Origin of the sequence: Hymenobacter latericoloratus (assembly GCF_014199535.1) — a bacterium.
Classification (GTDB): Bacteria; Bacteroidota; Bacteroidia; order Cytophagales; family Hymenobacteraceae; genus Hymenobacter; species Hymenobacter latericoloratus.
The window spans coordinates 273,851-292,460 of sequence record NZ_JACHNV010000004.1; the positions used below are offsets into that span (position 1 = coordinate 273,851).

General features: G+C 58.0%; 17 protein-coding genes, 1 tRNA gene and 1 rRNA gene. 16 read left to right on the forward strand and 3 right to left on the reverse strand.

Annotated features, from left to right (window positions below):
• Nucleotides 1-18: 18 nt before the first annotated feature.
• The 3 genes from GGU46_RS15645 to GGU46_RS15655 all read left to right on the forward strand — a co-directional run bounded on the left by GGU46_RS15645 (nt 19) and on the right by GGU46_RS15655 (nt 2,270).
• A complete protein-coding gene (locus tag GGU46_RS15645) occupies nt 19-984 on the forward strand; it encodes a GNAT family N-acetyltransferase (RefSeq protein WP_183404500.1) in 966 nt (321 codons plus the stop codon).
• Nucleotides 972-1,691 (forward strand): uracil phosphoribosyltransferase, encoded by a 720-nt coding sequence (gene upp / locus GGU46_RS15650; RefSeq protein WP_183404501.1) that lies wholly within the window; start codon nt 972-974, stop codon nt 1,689-1,691. Before GGU46_RS15645 ends, upp begins: the two co-directional genes overlap by 13 nt.
• Before the next feature lie 120 nt (nt 1,692-1,811).
• On the forward strand, nt 1,812-2,270 hold the full coding sequence (locus tag GGU46_RS15655; protein ID WP_183404502.1) for a hypothetical protein: 459 nt from the start codon (nt 1,812-1,814) through the stop codon (nt 2,268-2,270).
• 170 nt (nt 2,271-2,440) lie between these two features.
• Here GGU46_RS15655 and GGU46_RS15660 read toward each other — a convergent pair whose 3' ends face one another.
• Nucleotides 2,441-3,871 carry a DEAD/DEAH box helicase gene (locus GGU46_RS15660; protein ID WP_183404503.1) on the reverse strand — a complete coding sequence of 477 codons (1,431 nt, stop codon included), beginning with the start codon at nt 3,869-3,871 and terminating at the stop codon, nt 2,441-2,443.
• 222 nt (nt 3,872-4,093) lie between these two features.
• Here GGU46_RS15660 and GGU46_RS15665 point away from each other — a divergent pair.
• The 3 genes from GGU46_RS15665 (at nt 4,094) to GGU46_RS15675 (ending at nt 5,669) form a co-directional block, all read left to right on the forward strand.
• Nucleotides 4,094-4,167, forward strand: a tRNA-His gene (locus GGU46_RS15665).
• 158 nt (nt 4,168-4,325) lie between these two features.
• A complete protein-coding gene (locus tag GGU46_RS15670; RefSeq protein WP_139924657.1) occupies nt 4,326-5,261 on the forward strand; it encodes a PfkB family carbohydrate kinase in 936 nt (311 codons plus the stop codon).
• A gap of 132 nt (nt 5,262-5,393) precedes the next feature.
• On the forward strand, nt 5,394-5,669 hold the full coding sequence (locus GGU46_RS15675; protein ID WP_183404504.1) for a hypothetical protein: 276 nt from the start codon (nt 5,394-5,396) through the stop codon (nt 5,667-5,669).
• A 97-nt stretch (nt 5,670-5,766) separates the two neighbouring features.
• Here the strand turns inward: GGU46_RS15675 and GGU46_RS15680 are convergent, their stop codons facing one another.
• Together GGU46_RS15680 and GGU46_RS15685 are read right to left on the reverse strand one after the other, a co-directional pair.
• On the reverse strand, nt 5,767-6,573 hold the full coding sequence (locus GGU46_RS15680) for a hypothetical protein (RefSeq protein ID WP_183404505.1): 807 nt from the start codon (nt 6,571-6,573) through the stop codon (nt 5,767-5,769).
• A 242-nt stretch (nt 6,574-6,815) separates the two neighbouring features.
• A complete protein-coding gene (locus GGU46_RS15685) occupies nt 6,816-8,549 on the reverse strand; it encodes a M61 family metallopeptidase (RefSeq protein WP_183404506.1) in 1,734 nt (577 codons plus the stop codon).
• A gap of 236 nt (nt 8,550-8,785) precedes the next feature.
• Between GGU46_RS15685 and rpmH the strand changes: the two genes are divergently transcribed.
• From rpmH to GGU46_RS15735, 10 genes are all read left to right on the forward strand, one after another.
• Nucleotides 8,786-8,944, forward strand: coding sequence for a 50S ribosomal protein L34 (gene rpmH / locus GGU46_RS15690; protein ID WP_045689549.1), 159 nt, complete (start codon nt 8,786-8,788; stop codon nt 8,942-8,944).
• A gap of 37 nt (nt 8,945-8,981) precedes the next feature.
• Nucleotides 8,982-9,407 carry a ribonuclease P protein component gene (locus GGU46_RS15695; RefSeq protein WP_183404525.1) on the forward strand — a complete coding sequence of 142 codons (426 nt, stop codon included), beginning with the start codon at nt 8,982-8,984 and terminating at the stop codon, nt 9,405-9,407.
• A 94-nt stretch (nt 9,408-9,501) separates the two neighbouring features.
• Nucleotides 9,502-11,211, forward strand: a complete 1,710-nt coding sequence (locus tag GGU46_RS15700) for a S41 family peptidase (protein ID WP_183404507.1) — start codon at nt 9,502-9,504, stop codon at nt 11,209-11,211.
• Between the two features lie 104 nt (nt 11,212-11,315).
• Nucleotides 11,316-12,023 (forward strand): tRNA (adenosine(37)-N6)-threonylcarbamoyltransferase complex dimerization subunit type 1 TsaB, encoded by a 708-nt coding sequence (gene tsaB / locus GGU46_RS15705; RefSeq protein WP_183404508.1) that lies wholly within the window; start codon nt 11,316-11,318, stop codon nt 12,021-12,023.
• Nucleotides 12,024-12,097: 74 nt separating this feature from the next.
• A complete protein-coding gene (locus GGU46_RS15710) occupies nt 12,098-12,616 on the forward strand; it encodes a DUF2480 family protein (protein WP_183404509.1) in 519 nt (172 codons plus the stop codon).
• Nucleotides 12,617-12,777: 161 nt separating this feature from the next.
• Nucleotides 12,778-14,112, forward strand: coding sequence for an APC family permease (locus tag GGU46_RS15715; RefSeq protein ID WP_183404510.1), 1,335 nt, complete (start codon nt 12,778-12,780; stop codon nt 14,110-14,112).
• Nucleotides 14,113-14,130: 18 nt separating this feature from the next.
• Nucleotides 14,131-14,961, forward strand: a complete 831-nt coding sequence (locus GGU46_RS15720; RefSeq protein ID WP_183404511.1) for an ion transporter — start codon at nt 14,131-14,133, stop codon at nt 14,959-14,961.
• A 60-nt stretch (nt 14,962-15,021) separates the two neighbouring features.
• Nucleotides 15,022-16,242: a hypothetical protein gene (locus tag GGU46_RS15725; protein ID WP_183404512.1), complete on the forward strand. Its 1,221-nt coding sequence runs from the start codon at nt 15,022-15,024 to the stop codon at nt 16,240-16,242.
• A 110-nt stretch (nt 16,243-16,352) separates the two neighbouring features.
• Nucleotides 16,353-17,654 carry a serine hydrolase gene (locus GGU46_RS15730; RefSeq protein WP_183404513.1) on the forward strand — a complete coding sequence of 434 codons (1,302 nt, stop codon included), beginning with the start codon at nt 16,353-16,355 and terminating at the stop codon, nt 17,652-17,654.
• Between the two features lie 866 nt (nt 17,655-18,520).
• Nucleotides 18,521-18,610 (forward strand): 16S ribosomal RNA (locus GGU46_RS15735); the annotation flags it as partial.

Sequence of the window (18,610 nt, forward strand, 5' to 3'; positions counted from 1 at the left end):
CCGCAGTACCTTTGCCCCATGCCCCCGCGTCTGCTCCGTTACTCCGAAATCGACCTTGCTGCCTGGGATGCCTGCGTTCATTCGGCCCGGCAGGTGGTGCCTTATGCGTGCTCGTGGTGGCTGCAGGCCACCGCCGGCCGCTGGGACGCGCTGGTGGAGGTAGAAGAAGCCACCGGCCGCTACCTAGCCGTGTGGCCGCTGCCGGTAAAGTGGCGCCCCTGGGGTAGGGAAGTGTATCAGCCACCCTTCACCCAGCAATTGGGCCTGCTGACGCAGGATGAGCGCAGCGCAGCAGTGCTGCCGCTACCGGAAACCTTGGAGCTGCTGCCGCGCTACCCTCGTTTCTATACCCAACTCAACGACGGAAACAGCGCAGAACTCGCCCCCTCCACGCCAGAGCTAAACCCGGGCATCGTTGTCAGCCAGCGCCAGACCTACCACCTGTCCTTAGCTAAGCCCTACAAGCAACTCCTGGCCGCTTACGCTCCCGACTGCCGCCGCCGTCTGCGCCTCAATGAAGCAGCCTCTACTCCCCTGGCAGCCCGCAAAGCCAACACCGCTGAGCCGTTGCTGCGGCTGTTTCAGGAAACCAAAGGCCCGGAAGCCGGCTTGCAGCGGCGGCATTACGCCAAGCTGCGCCGGTTGATAGAAGCTCTGCGGGAGCATCAACTGCTGGAAATTCTGGAAGTGCGCCAGCCCGAAACGGGGGAGCTGCTGGCCGGAGCGTTGTTTGTGCGTTACCGGACGCGGCTGATTTATTTGTTTGCGGCGGCTTCCTTGGAAGGAAAAAAGGCAGGGGCTCCGGTGGTCTTGCTCGATGATATAATTCAGCGCCACGCGGGTACGCCCGGGCTGATTCTGGATTTTGAAGGCGGCATGATACCGTCAATTGCCCGTTTTTTCGCCAATTTCGGGGCCGAGCCCGTACCCTACGCGGCCCTATCGTTCACCCAACGCCCCTGGTATCTGAAATGGATGCGCTGACGCCCCCTTCCACCGATTCTTCCGCCTCTGCTGCCTCGGCCGCTACCCCCGCCCCTGACCGCAGCCGCGTGCATGAGGTGTGCGCCGAGCCTTCCGTTGCCAACCACTTCCTGGCCGAATTGCGCGACGTGACCGTGCAGCAGGATTCCCTGCGCTTCCGCCGTAACCTGCAGCGCCTCGGCGAAATCATTGCCTACCGCATCAGCTCCCACCTCAGCTACACCGACCAGACCGTCCGGACTCCGCTCGGCGAGTCCAGTGGCAAGCTCCTCCACGATTTTCCGGTGCTGGCTACCGTGCTGCGGGCTGGCCTGCCATTCCACCAGGGCTTTCTCAACTACTTCGACCAGTCGCCCTCGGCCTTTGCGGCCGCCTACCGCATCGAGGGCACGGCCCAGGTGCAGGTACAGGTCGATTACCTTTCGGCCCCCAGCCTCGATGAGCGGGTCCTGATTCTGGCTGACCCCATGCTGGCTTCCGGCAAGTCGTTGGTGCAAACGTACCGGGCTATGCTGCGCTTCGGCACACCCCGGCAGGTGCACATTGCCGCCGTTATTGCCTCGCCGCAGGGCGTGGAGTGCGTGACCCGCGAAATACCCGAGGCAACTCTCTGGGTAGCCGCCATCGACCAGGGTCTCAACGAGCAGGCCTATATCATCCCTGGCCTCGGCGACGCCGGCGACCTGTCGTACGGCAGCAAGCTGTAGAGGCGGACGCAACTTTTGATAGCGAATCCATAACGCTCCGAAAACCTCCCGGTGGTGTAAACCTGTTATCTTCACAGGTGCCCGCTGGCACATTTCTTTCTCGCCTACCTGCTTTCAACTGTGTTACCTGCCCTGCTCAAATACGCCTCCGTTTTTGCCATTGGCATGTTTAAGTTTGTGGCGGCGCCCATTGCCGGGGTAGCAGCCGGCTTGCCGGTAGTGCTGATCTGGGGCTTGTCGGTGGCGGGCATGATGACCACGGTTATCCTGATTTCGGGCTTGGGCCGGAGCTGGGCGCTGCACCAGCGGCGCAAGCGCGAGGAGAAGGGCAAGCCCTTGTTCAGCCGCCGCAGCCGGACCGTGGTCAGTATCTATCGGCGCTTCGGCATGGTGGGCATTGCCTTCCTCACGCCCATCCTGTTTAGCCCAGTGGGCGGAACCGTTATTGCCACTCAGTTGCACGTGCCCCGCTGGCGGATTATGCTGCACATGCTCTGGAGCGCGGCTTTATGGGGCATCACCTTCACGCTGCTGGCCGTCAAATTCAGCCATCTCCCCATCTTCGACCACTATCGGTAGCGAGTAAATAAGTTTCGTGTCATGGCGAGGGCACCGAAGCCATCCGTCCTGACCAACATCCTACCCCCTTGAAGCGTGACAAGCCCTTGACGCTACCATACGTCAAGGGCTTGTCAATTCATCAGGCTTCTCGCATGCAGAGGAAGGGTAGGCCTCCTCGCCAGGACAGTTTACCGCTTCCGCCGGTGCTCGGCGCGGCCTTTGGCGGCCTTGGCAGCTTTGGCGGCGGGCGACGAAGACTTGCCTTTGGAAGGGTTGACTTTTTTGCCTTTCTGGCTGCGGTTGGGCCCGGCCACAAACTCGCGGCCGGTACGCTTGTCGATGGTTACACCCGGCTTGATCCACTCTTTGCGCTCGTGGAAAGCGCCCTGGAAGGTGGGGTCCTCGCGTTTACGGCGCTCGTCTTTCTCGCGGTCCATGCTCTGCTGCTCATCGAAGCTGGTCTTGGCAATTTCCACCTCCGGCGGAATGGGCAGCACCGGAATCTGCTGCCGGATTAGCTCCTCGATGCGGTGCATGTGGTGCATTTCGGCTTCATTGGCGAAGGTGATGGCCGCGCCGGTGTGCTGAGCCCGGCCCGTACGGCCAATGCGGTGCACGTAGTCGTCGTACACCAGCGGCACATCGAAGTTGATAACGTGCGAAACCTGGGGCACATCAATACCGCGGGCCGCTACGTCAGTAGCTACCAGAAACCGCACGTCCCCGGCCTTGAAGGCTTCCATGGCGTTGATGCGCACGTTCTGGCCTTTGTTGCCGTGAATAGCCCGCACCTCACCGTGGGCCTTGCGCTGCAGAAAGCTGGCTACGTTTTCGGCGTGCTCCTTGGTGCGGGTGAAAATCATGACCCGGTGGAAGGTGTCCCAGTCCAGGAACAGGTATTCCAGTAGGTTGATTTTGGTGACCAGGTTCGGCACTTCGTACAGGCTCTGGCTTACGTTCTGGGCTGAGGTAGCGGCCGGCGTAACTTCTACCCGCACCGGAAACTCCAGGAATTCCTCGCTCAGGGTGGTTACTTTCTCGGGCATGGTGGCCGAAAACAGCACGTTCTGGCGCTTACGCGGAATCACCTCCAGGATGCGCCGGATCTGGGGCATGAAGCCCATGTCCATCATCTTGTCGGCCTCATCCAGCACCAGCGTCTTCAGCTCCTTCAGCACCAGGTCGCCCTTCAGGTACAGCTCCATGAGGCGGCCGGGGGTAGCAATCAGAATATCTACGCCCTTGGCAATGGTTTCAATCTGCGTTTTGGGTCCCAAACCGCCATAAATAGCGAAAATGCGCAGGTCGGTGTAGGTTGCCAGCTTCTTGAGGTGGGCCTCCAGCTGCATGGCCAGCTCCCGGGTGGGGGCCAGCACCAGCGCCCGCGGATGAATGCCTTGGGCGTACTTTACCTTCATGAGCAGGGGTAGGCCGAAGGCAGCGGTTTTACCTGTCCCGGTCTGGGCAATGCCCAGCACGTCGTGGCCGGCCAGCAGCAGCGGAATTGTCTGCTCCTGCACGGGGGTAGGCTGCTCGAAGCCAGCTTCCTCCACGGCCATCAGGAGTTGCTTATTGAGCTTGAAATCGGCGAAGGACAGCGGCTGGGGCGTCTCAGACATGGGTAAAGCGTATTGTAAACCACAAAGGTACGCGGAATACGGGCAGTGCGCGGTGCCCGGCCAGGGCTTGGGCCTCAGCATGGGGTAGCAGCCGCAGGGGTTGGGTCTTGGGTCTTGCCTTCAGCCTGCCAGTTAGTTAGGCTCGTGACTAGAAAAAAACTCGGACAAATATTTGCAAATAACCGGCTGGCCGCTACTTTTGTGGCTCCAATACCCAACACGGTAGGTATAGCTCAGCTGGTTAGAGCGTCGGATTGTGATTCCGAAGGTCGTGGGTTCGAGCCCCATTACTTACCCACCCCGAAAAGGCCTCAGACGTAACGTATGAGGCCTTTTTCTTTGCCCCTGCCGGTCCGTTTTTATTCTTTTTTCGGCTGGTCCGGAAGGATTTATAATACTGCTGTGTTGCGGGGCAGTAATAGTAGAACATGAACCACTTTTCCCCCTCTGATCTATGAGTCTGGTTGTTATCGGCACAGTGGCCTTCGATGCCCTGGAAACGCCCTTCGGCAAAACCGACAAAATTGTAGGCGGCGCCGCTACTTACATCGGCCTGTCGGCCTCCTACTCCGTGAAACCCGTGAAGGTAGTAGCGGTAGTCGGCGACGATTTTCCGCAGTCCGATATCCTGTCGCTGCAGGAGCACGGCGTCGATACCGAGGGCCTGCAGATCAAGCAGGGAGAGAAGTCGTTCTTCTGGTCGGGTAAGTACTCCAACGACCTGAACTCGCGCGAAACGCTGGTAACGGAGCTCAACGTGCTGGCCGATTTCGACCCCATCATCCCCGACTCGTACCAGGATTGCAAGTACCTGATGCTGGGCAACCTCACGCCCCAGATTCAGCGCCTTGTGATTCAGCGCCTCGTGAACCGGCCCAAGCTAATTGTGATGGACACGATGAACTTCTGGATGGATGTGGCCCTGGATGAGCTGAAAACGACCATTGAAATGGTGGACGTGCTCAGCATCAACGACGAAGAAGCGCGCCAGCTGTCGGGAGTGCACTCCCTGGTGAAGGCCGCCAAAATCATTATGGCGATGGGGCCGAAATACCTCATCATCAAGAAAGGTGAGCATGGCGCCCTGCTGTTCCACAAAAACAAAGTGTTCTACGCGCCGGCCCTGCCGCTGGAAGAAGTATTTGACCCTACCGGAGCCGGCGACACCTTCGCGGGCGGCTTCATCGGCCACCTGGCCGCCACCGACGACATTAGCTTCGACAACATGAAGCGCGCTGTAATTCACGGGTCGGCTATGGCTTCGTTCTGCGTGGAGAAGTTTGGTACGGAGCGTTTGCTGAACCTGACCCAGGAAGAAATTGAAGCCCGCGAGCAGCAGTTCGCCGACTTGGTAGCGGTAATTCCCGCTACGGCCGTGCAAAACGTGTAGCGTTGCCTGCTTTTTCATGGAACAGCCCTCCGCCGCCGGACCCCCGGCCGCGGAGGGCTGTTTATTTTTGGTAACCTTGCGGAAAGCGAAGGGGTACAACAGGGTAGATTTTTTCACTTAAGCCCCACCGCCATGAAAGATCAAGCCAATAAGCCCGCCGATAAGAAACAGGATACCGCCCAGGGCCCCGACGCCCTGCAGCCCAATGCGGCCCCCGTGGACCCCGAAACCCGCAACCACTCCAATAGCGGCGGCAACCAGACCCAGAATCTGAACCAGAACATGATTACCGAGAGCGGCAACCAAATCAAAAACAACACGCCGGGCGGTAATTTCAACGAGGTACGGTCGGCGCGCACCAACAAGCCCCGTAGCAACCCTAACCCCAGCCAGCAAAATCAGAAGTAGGCAGTTGCCTGCCACCAGGTAAACATAAAAGCCCCGCTTGCTGCTGCAGGCGGGGCTTTTATGTTGCTGTTATGGGTAGCTGCCTGGCCCTAGTTGATCAGGGCACTACTTTCAGGCGCACTACCCGGGTGTCCACGTCGCCTTTATCAAAGAAATCCTGCTCAAACAAAATAGTCTTGTTGTCAAGCCAGCGGGGCTGGGTACAGCCCCATTCCGTTTGCCTTTCCCACAGCAAATGGGGTTTGCCGCCATCCATGGTCCAGAGCTGCAGACCGCTGGGCTCGAAGCGAGCCAGCACATCGGAATTGCCGCACACGAAATGCTGCCCATCGGGGGCAATAACGGGCGGAGCCATGAGCTGGGTACGGTGGCCGGTGCGCTGATCAACCAATAAGTAATATCCACCCTCGTAGAGGTGCACCGAAACCAGCCATTGCTTTATTTCAGGTAAGTTGGCCAAGTACTCGTACGCAATGTTGCGCTCATCTTCCACGGGGTTGTTGGTAAGGCGCACCTCGGGGCCAGCGGTGGGGCGTAGGCGTAGGGTGCGGCCGGTGCGCACTACGCGGGGGCCAGCCTGGGCTAAGCGCCGCTTTTCCTGGGCAGCAAAATCCAGGAAGGATTCTTCTTCGGCCGCGGAGGCGGGCTTGCTGGCTACCCATTCCGGGCTGGGTAACCGCTCATACACCGGGCGAGCCGCCGGATAAATCCGTAGGACTCGGCCTGGTACCTGCACCAGCGTATCGAGGTGTTCCAGGCGGTAGATGCGCGGTGGCTTGGGAGCCGGCACCGGATATACTGCAACACCCGGCCGGGGCTTTTCGGCCGGCTGCATCCGCAGCGAGCATGCCGGCAAAGCTACGGCCAGCGGCAGTACGGCCGCCACGGTTCGAAACCGAAACATGATAGGGGTAGAGTTGATTCGAGATGCGCGACGTCTGGTGGACAGGGAGCGAAAAGAGAAATGCCGACAGAAAGTTCGGCGCAGCAGAAAATACGCAGAATTTTTAGTCGGGGCGGATAAAAACGGAGCGTTACTAAGCGAATCTGGCGGATGACCGGCCATGAAGGGGGTAGGCGGAAAAAAAGAAGCCGGAGCCGTTGCCGCCGGGCAGTGGCAGGCAAAATGCCTTGCGAGTAGGCAAGCTAAAAATCCTGCTTCATCCACTGCCGGAAGCTGGTTTGCTGCTCTGGGGTAGAGGCAGCCAGCTTCTCCACCGTAATCTTTTGCCAGAAACGGTGGGCCGGATCAGCCAGCAGCGCCACAGTAACCAGCCGGTTCTGGCGGAACACCGTCAGCTCATGGTGGTCGGCTCCGTCGCTGAGCAGGCTCTGCAGATTCATGGCAACCCGGCGGCCATTCACGGCTACTATCTCGTCGTCCACGGTTAGGCTCAGGGCCGCTGGCGAGTCGGGCAGAATGTCGGTTACTTCGGTGCGCTCGTTTTTCACTACCGTCCGGAAGCCATACGTACCCTCCGAAACAGACAGGTTTTCGTCTATCCGGAGTCGGCAGCCCACAAAGCCCAGCACCCGGTTTAGGGGTTCTTCCAGCGGAGCGGTGCCGTAGATAAACTTATCAAAGTAGGCCTGCATGTCGCGCCCGGCGGTTTCGTTCACGATGCGCAGGTAGTCTTCCTCGGTGTAGCCCACCCCGGTTTTGCCAAACTCTTCCCACAAACGGCGCATCACATCATCAAGGCTGCGCTTGTGCCCCGAAAGCTGCCGAAGCGTAAGGTCGAGCAGCAGCGCCACCAAAGCCCCTTTGTGGTACACTGAAACCTTGCGGTCCGGAATGCCGGGCTTGTAGCCATCCAGCCACAGGTCCATGCTGGCATCAGCCACGGAGAGGTGGTAGCGGCCGTAATCGTCGTAGTGCTTGCGCAGTACGGTATTCAACTCCTGGAAATACTGCTCCGCGCTCCGAACGCCGGCCCGGGCCAGCAGGTACTCACCGTAATAAGTGGTAATGCCCTCGGCAATAAAGCAGGTGCGGAAGTAGTTTTCGCGGGCGTAGTCGTAGGGCTGCATTTCGGCGGGCCGGATGCTCTTGATGTTCCAGGCATGGAACAGCTCGTGGCAGCTCACGCCCAGCAGCTCTTTGTACAGGCCTTCGGTCATGAGCAGCTCGGCCGGCCCCAGCGTAATGACGGTGGAGTTGAGGTGCTCTACCCCGTGGTAGTGCTTGTAGGGCAGAATCTGGTTCAGGAAGTGGTAATCCTGAGCCGGAAAGGAGCCGAATAAGGCTAGCTGCTCCTGGCTGAACGCCCGGAAATCCTCCACCAGTCGGGTCCAGTCCACGGGGCACTCACCCTGAATCCAGATGTAAAACGGCAGGCCGCCTACTTCATAGTTGCGGTACTGCAGGGTAGGGCTGGCAATCAGCGGCGAGTCGGCCAGGTGGTCGAAGCTCTGGGCCTGCAGGGTATTAGGGCCGCTCTGGGGTAGGCCGCAGGCAATCTGCCAGCCTTCCGGCAGCTCCAGCAGCAGCTGGCAGGTTTCCTGCTGGCGCCCCTCCACGTACATAAAGCCCTGCACCGGATTCAGATAGAGCTGGCTTTCGTCGAGCCAGGAGCCGCCCGCGTCCATCTGGTGAGCGTAGAAGTTGTAGCGTACCCGCACCGTGCGGCCGGCCGCGCCCGTCACCTGCCACCGGTCCTTCGTGATTTTGCGCGCGGCCAGCGCCTCGCCTGAGGCGGCGTCCTCTATCACTACGTGCTGTAACTTCTGCGCAAAATTCTGCAGCTCGTAGCGGCCCGGGCGCCAGGCTGGCAGCTGTAGCTCCAGGGCCTCGGTAGCTGCGGCGGCTACGTCAAAGGTCATCTGAATCTGAACGTAGAAAGTCAGCGGGTTCTCGAACGAGACGTGGTAGTGAATCATGGAAGCGCGGGGCGGCGGCAAAGGCCGGAATACCTGGACGTAAAGCTACGAATTTGCGGGGCGGATGCCGCCGGGTTTCATACGGCCCTCACCAGAAAATAACCGATATCGGGTCGCCACATTTCCGACGAAAGGCAGAGAATCAGGGGCGAAAAACCCGCCCGGGGCATTGCCTTTTCCAATTCATACCGTTACCTTTGCCGGCCTTACCTGTCACTGAGTCACTTAACCATACCATGAAACGTACTTTTCAGCCCTCGCAGCGCAAGCGCCGCAACAAGCACGGTTTCCGCTCGCGCATGGAAACCGCTAACGGCCGCAGCGTAATCGCCCGTCGTCGTGCCAAAGGCCGCAAGCGCCTGACCGTATCCGACGAAGGCCGTCATAAGCGCTAAGCCGCTGCCGGCTTCTGTGCAGCCACTCTCGGGGCCGATGAATTCTACACCCGGCGTGCGCTCCTTTTCGTTTCCGAAAGAAGAACATCTGTGCCGTAAAAAGCTTATCGAAGAGCTTTTCGGCCGGGGTTCTTCTTTTGGTTTATACCCCCTGCGGCTCGTGTGGCTGCCTACGGAGGTGCCTACCGCCGAGCCGCCCCAGGTGCTGGTAAGCGTTAGCAAGCGCAGCTTTAAGCGTGCCGTGGACCGCAATTACCTTAAGCGCCTGATGCGCGAAGCCTACCGCCTCAACAAATATCGGCTCCTGGAAGCCGAGGGGGGGCATTGCCTCGGCCGCTTGGCAATTATCTACACGGGCAAGGAAAAAAAGCCTTTCGCGCTGGTTGAAAAAAAATTAATTTCAGGGCTAGAGCGTTTGCTCAATGAAGCCCGTGCAACTCCTGCGGGAGGAGCCGGTTCTTAGGTACAGATGCCTGGCTATCCGGCTGTTCACCCTGAGCGTGGAGAACGGAAGCAAGGCACACCGTAGGGTCGTTTAGTTGCTTTCAGCCCCGTTTATGCGCAAAAAATCCCTGGCCGCCGTTGCCCTGCTTGGTGGAGCGGCGCTGCTCGTATCCTTCCGCTCGGCTTCCGATAATGAGCGGTATTTCGAAATAGCCAAGAACCTCGACATTTTCGCTACCCTGTTCAAGGAAGTGAATACCTATTACGTGGACGAGGTGCCGCCGGCCAAGCTGGTGAAAACGGGTATCGATGCGATGCTCAAGTCGCTGGACCCCTACACCAACTACATTCCCGAGGACGATATCGAGGACTTCCGGACCATGACCACCGGGCAGTACGGAGGCATTGGGGCGGTTGTCGTGAAGCGAAGCGGGCGAACGGTTGTGCAGGCGGCCTACGAGGGCTACCCCGCGCAGAAAGCCGGCCTGCTGCCCGGCGACGAGATTCTGACTATCAACGGAGTTGGGGTTGACAAAAAAAGCAACGCCGATATCAGCAAGCTGCTGAAGGGGCAGGCTAACTCTCAGGTGAAGCTGATGGTGACGCGCTACGGCCAGGATGCGCCCGTAGAAATCAACATCACCCGCGACAAGATTCAGGTAGATAATGTGCCGTACTACGGCATGCTGACCCCGGAGGTCGGCTATTTCCAGCTGTCGGGCTTCACGGTGGATGCCGGTAAGGAAGTGCGGCTGGCCGTGGCCAAGCTTAAGGAGCAGGGCGCCAAAAAGCTCATCTTTGATATTCGGGATAACCCGGGCGGCCTGCTCAATGAGGCCGTGAATATCTCCAATCTGTTCGTGGACAAGGGCCGGGACATCGTGAGCACCAAGGGCAAAGTTTCTGACTGGAACAAAACCTACAAGGCCCTCGATGCTCCGCTGGACACTCAGATTCCGATGGTGGTGATTACCAGCAACCGCTCGGCTTCGGCCTCCGAAATTGTTTCGGGTGTGCTGCAGGACTACGACCGGGCGGTACTGGTAGGGGAGCGGACCTTTGGCAAAGGCTTGGTGCAGGCTACCCGCCCGCTGAGCTATAACTCCCAACTCAAAGTCACGACGGCCAAATACTATATCCCCAGTGGCCGTTGCATTCAGGAAATCGACTACACCCACCGGGCCGAAGACGGGACGCTGGGCAAAGTGCCCGATTCGCTGCGTACTTCCTTCCGGACCGTGGCTGGCCGCACGGTGTACGATGGCGGTGGGGTAGCCCCCGATGTGGAAGTGCAGGACCGTGAAATTGCCGACATTACGCGGGTGCTGCTGCAGAAAAGCTACCTGTTCGACTACGCTACCCGCTACCGGGCCGAGCACGCCAGTATTGCCCCGGCCCGGCAGTTCAAGCTCTCGGATGCCGACTACCAGAAATTTGTTGAATACCTGAAGGGCAAAGACATCAGCTACAGCACCGACGCCGAAAAAGCGTTAGCCGACCTCACCAAGAAAGTGAAAGAGGAAAAGCACTACGACGACGTGAGAACCGAGCTGGAAGGCATGCGCAAAAAGGTAACCACCAACAAGGCCAACGACCTGATGCGCTTCAAGCCCGAAATCCGGGAGCTGCTGGAGCAGGAAATCGTGTCGCGCTACTACTTCCAGAAGGGCAGCGTAGAGGCCAGCTTCGACGATGACCCCAACATCCTGATGGCCCTGAACGTGCTCAACGACCAGCCCCGCTACGCCGCTCTGCTCAAGCCCGGCACGCTAGAAGCCAAAACCCGCCCCGAAGCTAAGCGCAGCACAGCAGGAGGGAAGTAAGGAAGCATCGGGTTTAAAAGCAGTAGTAAACGAAAAAGCAGCTCAGCGCGGGCTGCTTTTTCGTTTATCAACGGTCTTCCCGGCGACAGCCTTACCTTTGCGCCATGTCCAAGTTGCTGCTTTCCCTCGAAACCTCTTCGCCTGTTTGCTCCGTGGCCCTGCACCGTCTGGACGACGGGCAGTTACTTGGCCAATCGGAGCTGCGGCTGGAAAAGTCGCACTCTTCCCACCTGAGCGTGCTGATACACCATCTACTGGAGAATACCCTGCACACCTTGCAGGACGTGGCAGGGGTAGCCGTATCGGACGGGCCCGGCTCCTACACGGGGCTACGCATTGGGGCGGCCGCCGCTAAGGGTTTGTGCTACGCGCTGGATATTCCGCTGTTGGCCGTGAGCACCCTGCGGAGCTTGGCCTACCAGGTGGCAAGCCGCACGGCCCGGCCGGAGCAATACCTATACTGCCCCATGCTGGATGCCCGCCGGATGGAAGTGTACGCGGCCATTTACCGCCCCGACGCAACGGAAGTGCTGGCGCCTACCCCCCTGATTCTGGAAGAAGCTACGCTGGCCGAACATTTGGCCCACCATTCTTTGTTGTTCTTTGGCGGCGGCGCGCAGAAGTTCCAGCCTTTGGTAGCCAGCAACCCCCACGCTGAGTTTCTGGCAGCTATTGAGCCTTCGGCCGTGGCAGTCGGGGCGTTGGGAGTGGCCGCCTACCACCGGCAGGAGTTTCAGAGTGTAGCCTACTACGAGCCTTTTTACCTAAAGGAAGTGCACACGACCACGCCCAAAAACAAGGCGGGCCAGTAAGCTTCGTCTTCAACTCGGCTCAGGAGCCGCATCGACAGCTTTCGTAACTAGAGAACCCTAGGTTGACCTTTACCATGGACGAATTCATCAACCGCGTGGCGCAAAGCGCCCTTACTACCCTCAACCTTGAGGAGTTTATTCATCCGGGCGAGCGGGTAGTGTATGACATTAAGGATAATCTGTTTCACGGGCTGATGCTGCGCGAGAAAGACTTCCGGGAGTTCATCAAAACCCATGACTGGAGCCAGTACGACGGCAAGAACGTAGCCATTATCTGCTCGGCCGATGCTATTGTGCCCACCTGGGCCTACATGCTGCTGGCTTCCAAGCTCCAGAATCATGCGCACCGCTACGTGTTTGGTAGCCTGGAAGCCCTGGAGCAGGAGCTGTTCCACGAGGCCATTGCGGCCATTGATGTAGCGCAGTACCACGATGCGAAAGTGGTAGTGAAGGGCTGCGGCGACAAGCCGGTGCCTACCTACGCCTACGTGGCCATCATGCAGAAGCTGCTGCCAGTAACCAGCAGCGTTATGTATGGCGAGCCCTGCAGCACGGTGCCATTGTACAAGCGCCCCAAAGTGGTGCAGCAGTAGGCGGCTAGTAGTCAAATCAAGTTAATACTAAGCCTTCGGGCGGGTAGGGCCAGCTGAAATTTCGGCGGGTACCTGCCCGCCCGAAGGCCTTTTTATGGATAGCCCGCAGGAGCGTTATCCTGAACCTCCGCATCTTTGGCTTCCGCTAACCCAACCAGTGCATGCCCGCATCAGCTTCCTCTACCTACAAAATCAGCGTTCTGACGGGCATCGCCATTGTAGTAGCCAACATGGTAGGCACGGGGGTTTTCACCAGCCTGGGGTTTCAGGTAGCGGATATTCAGAGCGGGTTTGCCTTGCTGATGCTGTGGGGGGTAGGGGGCGTAATTGCGCTGTGCGGCGCGCTGAGCTACGGTGAGCTGGCCGCGGCCATGCCCCGCTCGGGCGGAGAGTACCACTATTTGTCCCGCATCTACCATCCGGCGGTCGGCTTTCTTTCGGGCTGGGTATCCTCCACGGTAGGGTTTGCGGCTCCCACCGCCCTGGCGGCCATGGCCCTGGGCCGCTACGCCCAGAGTGTATGGCCGGCCGTATCACCCGTCGGCATGTCCATCGCAGTAGTGCTGGCCCTGGCGGCCGTACACATGAGCAGCCGGCAGGCGGGCAGCCGCTTACAGGTGCTCATCACGGCCCTGAAAGTACTGGTGTTGGTGGGCTTTATGGGGGTAGGACTGGCAGTGGCTACTCCGCAAGCCATCCGGTTCGCCCCCCACACTTCCTCCGACTGGCAGCAACTACTCAGCCCTTCTTTTGCTGTTTCGCTGATTTACGTTTCGTATGCCTACTCAGGCTGGAACGCGGCCGTTTACCTGACGGGCGAGGTTCAGCAGCCCCAGCGGAACCTGCCCCGCATTCTGCTCGTCGGGACAATTATCGTTTTGCTGCTTTACGTTGGTCTGAACTTTATTTTTCTCTACTCAACCCCAATCAGCGTTCTGAAAGGGCAGTTGGAGGTGGGCTTTGTGGTAGCAACGGCGCTGTTCGGGCCCGTTGCCGGGCGGGTAATGGGTGGGGCTATTGCCGTGTTGCTGGTATCCACAGTCAGCTCTATGATATTTGCCGGGCCCCGCATTGTGCAAGTGATGGGGGAGGACCTGCCCGCCCTCCGGCCACTTGCGCAGGTAAACCCACAGGGGATTCCGGTGCGGGCTACCCTGTTTCAAACCGCGCTTACCCTACTTTTCATCCTGACGGCTACGTTTGAGCAGGTGCTGCTGTACGCCGGCTTCGTGCTGAGCCTGTTTACATTCCTGACGGTGCTGGGCCTGTTTGTGCTGCGCTTCCGCCAACCCAACCTAGCGCGGCCGTATCGGGCGTGGGGCTACCCGGTTACCCCTCTGCTGTTTCTGCTGCTCAATGGCTGGACGCTCTGGTTTATTGCCCGGAGTAAACCCTGGGAGACGCTCTACGGGCTGGGCACGCTGGCCCTTGGGCTACTGGTCTATTTCGCGGGGCAGCGCCTGGCAGCTCAACCCCCGGCTGGGTCTCAGTCGTAGTGAGACTTTCTCTACGGCATGGAAACCCCTGACGCACGCGCACTGCCCTCCTGGAAGCAAAAAGCTTATAGCATCATCTTCGAATCGGACACGCCCGCCGGGCGCTCCTTCGATATTGCCTTGCTGTGGGCTATTCTACTGAGCGTAGTGGTGGTTATGCTGGAAAGCGTCCGGAGTATTAACGCGCAGTACGGGCCCTACCTACGGGTGGTGGAGTGGGTATTTACCGGGGCCTTCATGCTGGAGTATCTGGCCCGCCTGATTGTGGTGCGGCGCCCCCTGACCTACGCGTTAAGCCTGCTGGGCATCATCGACTTCATGGCCCTCGCGCCCACCCTGATAAGTTTACTGGTAGCAGGTAGTCAGTACCTGCTTGTTATCCGCACGCTTCGGCTACTTCGCGTGTTTCGCATTTTCAAGCTGGGGCATTTTGTTGGCGAGGGTGAGTTTATCGTGCGGGCGCTCAAAGCTAGCCGCTTCAAAATTCTGGTGTTCCTGACGGCCGTGCTTACGCTGGTGGTGGTGATTGGCACCTTGATGTATGTGGTGGAAGGCGGTAAAAACGGCTTTACCAGCATTCCCAAAAGTATTTACTGGGCTATCGTTACGCTAACCACGGTGGGCTACGGCGATATATCCCCGGTTACCGTCCTGGGCCAGACGCTGGCTTCCGTGCTCATGATCTTGGGTTACGCCATCATTGCCGTGCCCACTGGCATTGTGTCGGCTCAGATGGCCTCGCCACAAAGCACTCCTCCTACCTATAAACAGGTTATCTGCCACGTCTGCCAGGCCACAGAGCACCGGCCGGAAGCTGAATTTTGTTGGCGCTGCGGCGAGAAGCTATAGGCCGCTGTCTGCTCCGTTCTATATTCTCTACCTTTCGGCTCTCCTCAATGTGTGTTTTGTATGCGTTTTTTCGTCACCCGGCTGGTACTGTCGGCGTTGGTAGCAGGTCTGGTTGCCTGCTCTGATCAAAAATCAGCTCGTACTGAGCAATCCGCTATTTCTCCGGCTACGCCGCCTGATTCGGCCGCCGTCCGGCCGGTGCCCGCCACCAAGCCCACCGCTCCCGATACGTCCGCTGTCCATAATGTAGCAGCTTATTTGGCCGGGTTGCCCGTTGGTAAAACCAGTGAGTTGCGAGAATTGACTGCTCAGCCCGGGTGGCAGGCGTACACTGCCGATGCTGCTAAAAACTGGACTACCTACCACGCTACCCGCACCATCAAAATAGAAGCCTGGGCGCAGCAGGAGCTTGATTCGGCCCGCGCCACCAGCCCCACTATCTTCTACCCCTTCAGCGGCCCCGATTTTCTGAACGTAACCACCATGTTTCCCTCCAGCTCCACGTATGTGCTCATGGGGTTGGAGCCGGTAGGGAGCATACCGCGTCAGGCTACTCTTGAGAACCCACGGCTATTCACCGCCCTGAAAGCTTCGCTGTGGTCAGTGCTCAACTTCAGCTTTTTCCGTACCAACGACATGGCGGTGGATCTGAAATCAGTAGAGCTGGATGGTGCCCTACCCCTGATGATGTTGTTTGCTGCCCGCACCAATCATCAGGTAGAGGCCGTGCGCTACATCCAGCTTACCCCCGAAGGAGAGCTGGCTGCGGCCGATACAGCTGCCATTCAGCGCCCAGGGCCCAAAACGGTGCCCGGAGTTGAAATGACCCTGCGTACCCCAAGCGGCCAGAAGAAGTCTGTTTTGTACTTCTCCGCTGACCTTAGCGACTGGAAGCTAGGAAAGACCAAAGAGGCCGCTCTGAAGTATGTCCGTTCCCTGGGCCCCCTGACCACGTACGTGAAATCGGCTACCTACCTCATGCACAAGACCTATTTCAGCAAAGTCCGGAACCTTGTGCTGGAGCGTAGCACGTATATTTTGCAGGACGACTCCGGCATTGCCATGAAATACTTTCGGCCAGCTACCAACTGGGAGTTTACCTTTTACGGAACCTATAAGCGCCCCATCAATCTATTCGCCAAACACTACCAGCCTGAACTAACCGCAGCATACGCTGACACCACAAATCCGGCCCGAACCCTACCCTTCGGCACCGGCTACAATTGGCGCCCCAACGAGTCGAACCTGGTACTGGCACATCGTACTACCCCCGTGCAGTAGCCAAACCCTTTCTGATACTAGCGTAAGAGTTGCTTCTTCCTGGAAGTAGCTCTTATTCTTTTAAGGGCTTATGACAACAAAACTATTGCTGTTCTTACCTTCCCCACAGTATGAGCCGTCGGTTTGCTACGTCTGTCCTGATCTTGTGGTGTGCTTTTGTGTGCAGCAGCCAGTATCCGGTTACGCTGGTTAAACCGGTTAACTCCACTGTCCGGGTTGGCAATAGTCCCTTGCTGGACAGCCTACTGCACACCGATTCGCGTCTGGCCTCCGTGGTAAACCGGGCAAGTCAGTACGAGCTGCAAATCATTTACACCCAGATCAACCGCGACGACCACCAGCAGCCTCACTTTATTCAGCACGATTTTCGGCTGGATGCCCGCCGGTATTTCAATCCGGCCAGTCTGGTGAAGCTGCCCACTGCGGCATTGGCCCTCGAAAAGCTGAATCAGTTACGCCGGCCCGGGCTTACGCGTCGTTCACCCATGGCCACTGGGGTAGGCTTCCGTTGCCAGACGGCGGCCCCATTCGTCACCTCCCCCGATTCAGATCAAATCAATACCGTCGGAAACTACATCAAGCGCATGCTGCTGGTTAGCGACAATCAAGCCTACAACCGGCTCTATGAATTTCTTGGCCAAGGAGCTATCAATGCCCGGCTAAGTCAGCTAGGGTATCCAAGCGCCCGTGTAGTTCGCCGTTTTGCCCCCTGCGATACAACTGCCAACCGTCACACAAATCCTGTTGAGTTCCAGGACCCTCATACTGGTCAGATCAGCTACCGCCAAGCAGCTACCCTGAATCCTCTTCCTTATACTTATCCGTTAGGCCGTATTGCCCAAGGGTACGCCTATCAAGCTGGTGGTCGTATAATCAGGCGCCCCTACGATTTTACCACCGCCAATTATCTGCCCCTGCAAGACATTACAGATATACTGAAGTCTATTCTCTTTCCTGCGAATGCGCCCGAGCATCAGCGGCTCCTGCTAACTCCCACTGATTACGCGTTCCTGCGGTACTACCTGCACCAAACCCCGCATGGCTCGGGCTATAGCCTGTATAAATCCCCTCAGTATTTCGATGCTTACAAGAAGTACCTCTACTACGGCCGGTATCGTGGCCGCCCAGCGCGGCCTGATCTGCATATATATAATGTAGTAGGCATGTCCCACGGCTACCTAGCCGATGTCGCCTATTTCGCCGATTCCACGCACCACACAGAGTTTTTTCTTAGTGCCGTACTATATGTTAATAAAGACGGCATAGTGAATGATGGAGTATATGAATACGAATCCATCGGCCTGCCCTTTCTCGCTGTTCTAGGCGAAACCATAGCTCGATACGAGTCCCAACGGCTGCGTGCTGTCATTCCTTCCCTGTCTGATTTATTCGCACCCACGACAGTTAGGTGAAAATAATAAACAAGATTATTAAATAATGATCTGAACATCAGGTGGTAAACAGCATCATATTACCTTTGGCGGTCACCCTTAACGAAAAAAGGCGGGGCTAGGTTTGGAGATGTCAGATCAGTGCTGCACTTTTGCACTCCCAAACCGAAACGCGGTAGGGGGCCAGGGTCGGGACGCGGTGCGCCGGCTGGGTCGAATCTGCTCCTTGCTTTCCTGTGCAAACGGGCTGCCCGCGGGTCGCCCGAAAAAAAAGAGAGGGTGGGGCTTGCGAAAGTGAAACGGACGGTGCTACCTTTGCACCCCGATTCAGCCGGAAGCGGGCTGGGAAGACGAAAAAAACTTTCGCGCTTTCCTTGCAGAAGATAAACAAGAGGTGCTACCTTTGCCGCCCGGTTCTGGCTCAGAAACGGGGCTCAGGCCCCGGAGGCCACGAAAAACGAAGAAAAAGTTTTCCGGGGCTAAGCTTGGAAAAAGCAAAACCGGTTGTACCTTTGCAGCCCGCTTCAACCGGAAGCGACTGGCGCGCTTCGGCAAGCGAAACACTTCGAAAAAGTTTTTTGCGCTGAGCTTGCGAAACGAAAAAAGAGTGTTACCTTTGCAACCCGCTTCGAACGGAAGCACGGAAAGGCTAACGAAACCAGCCGCTTATCCGAAGCGGCACACGGTCAGAAACAGCGGTTTTTGGCACACGTTCTTTGAATGACTGGAAAAGACAAATAAAAGGGTAAGCTACTCTGGTTTGGTAACAAGACAGAGTAGCTTATTTCAAGCGTAAAACTGAAGAGAGCACAACAGAGCTCGTCAAGGAATACGAGTCGGATCAGCACTTGACATCAGCTCATCTTTGGGTGAGCGTAGTAATTTATACAATGGAGAGTTTGATCCTGGCTCAGGATGAACGCTAGCGGCAGGCCTAATACATGCAAGTCGAACGGGCGGTAGCAATACCGCTAGTG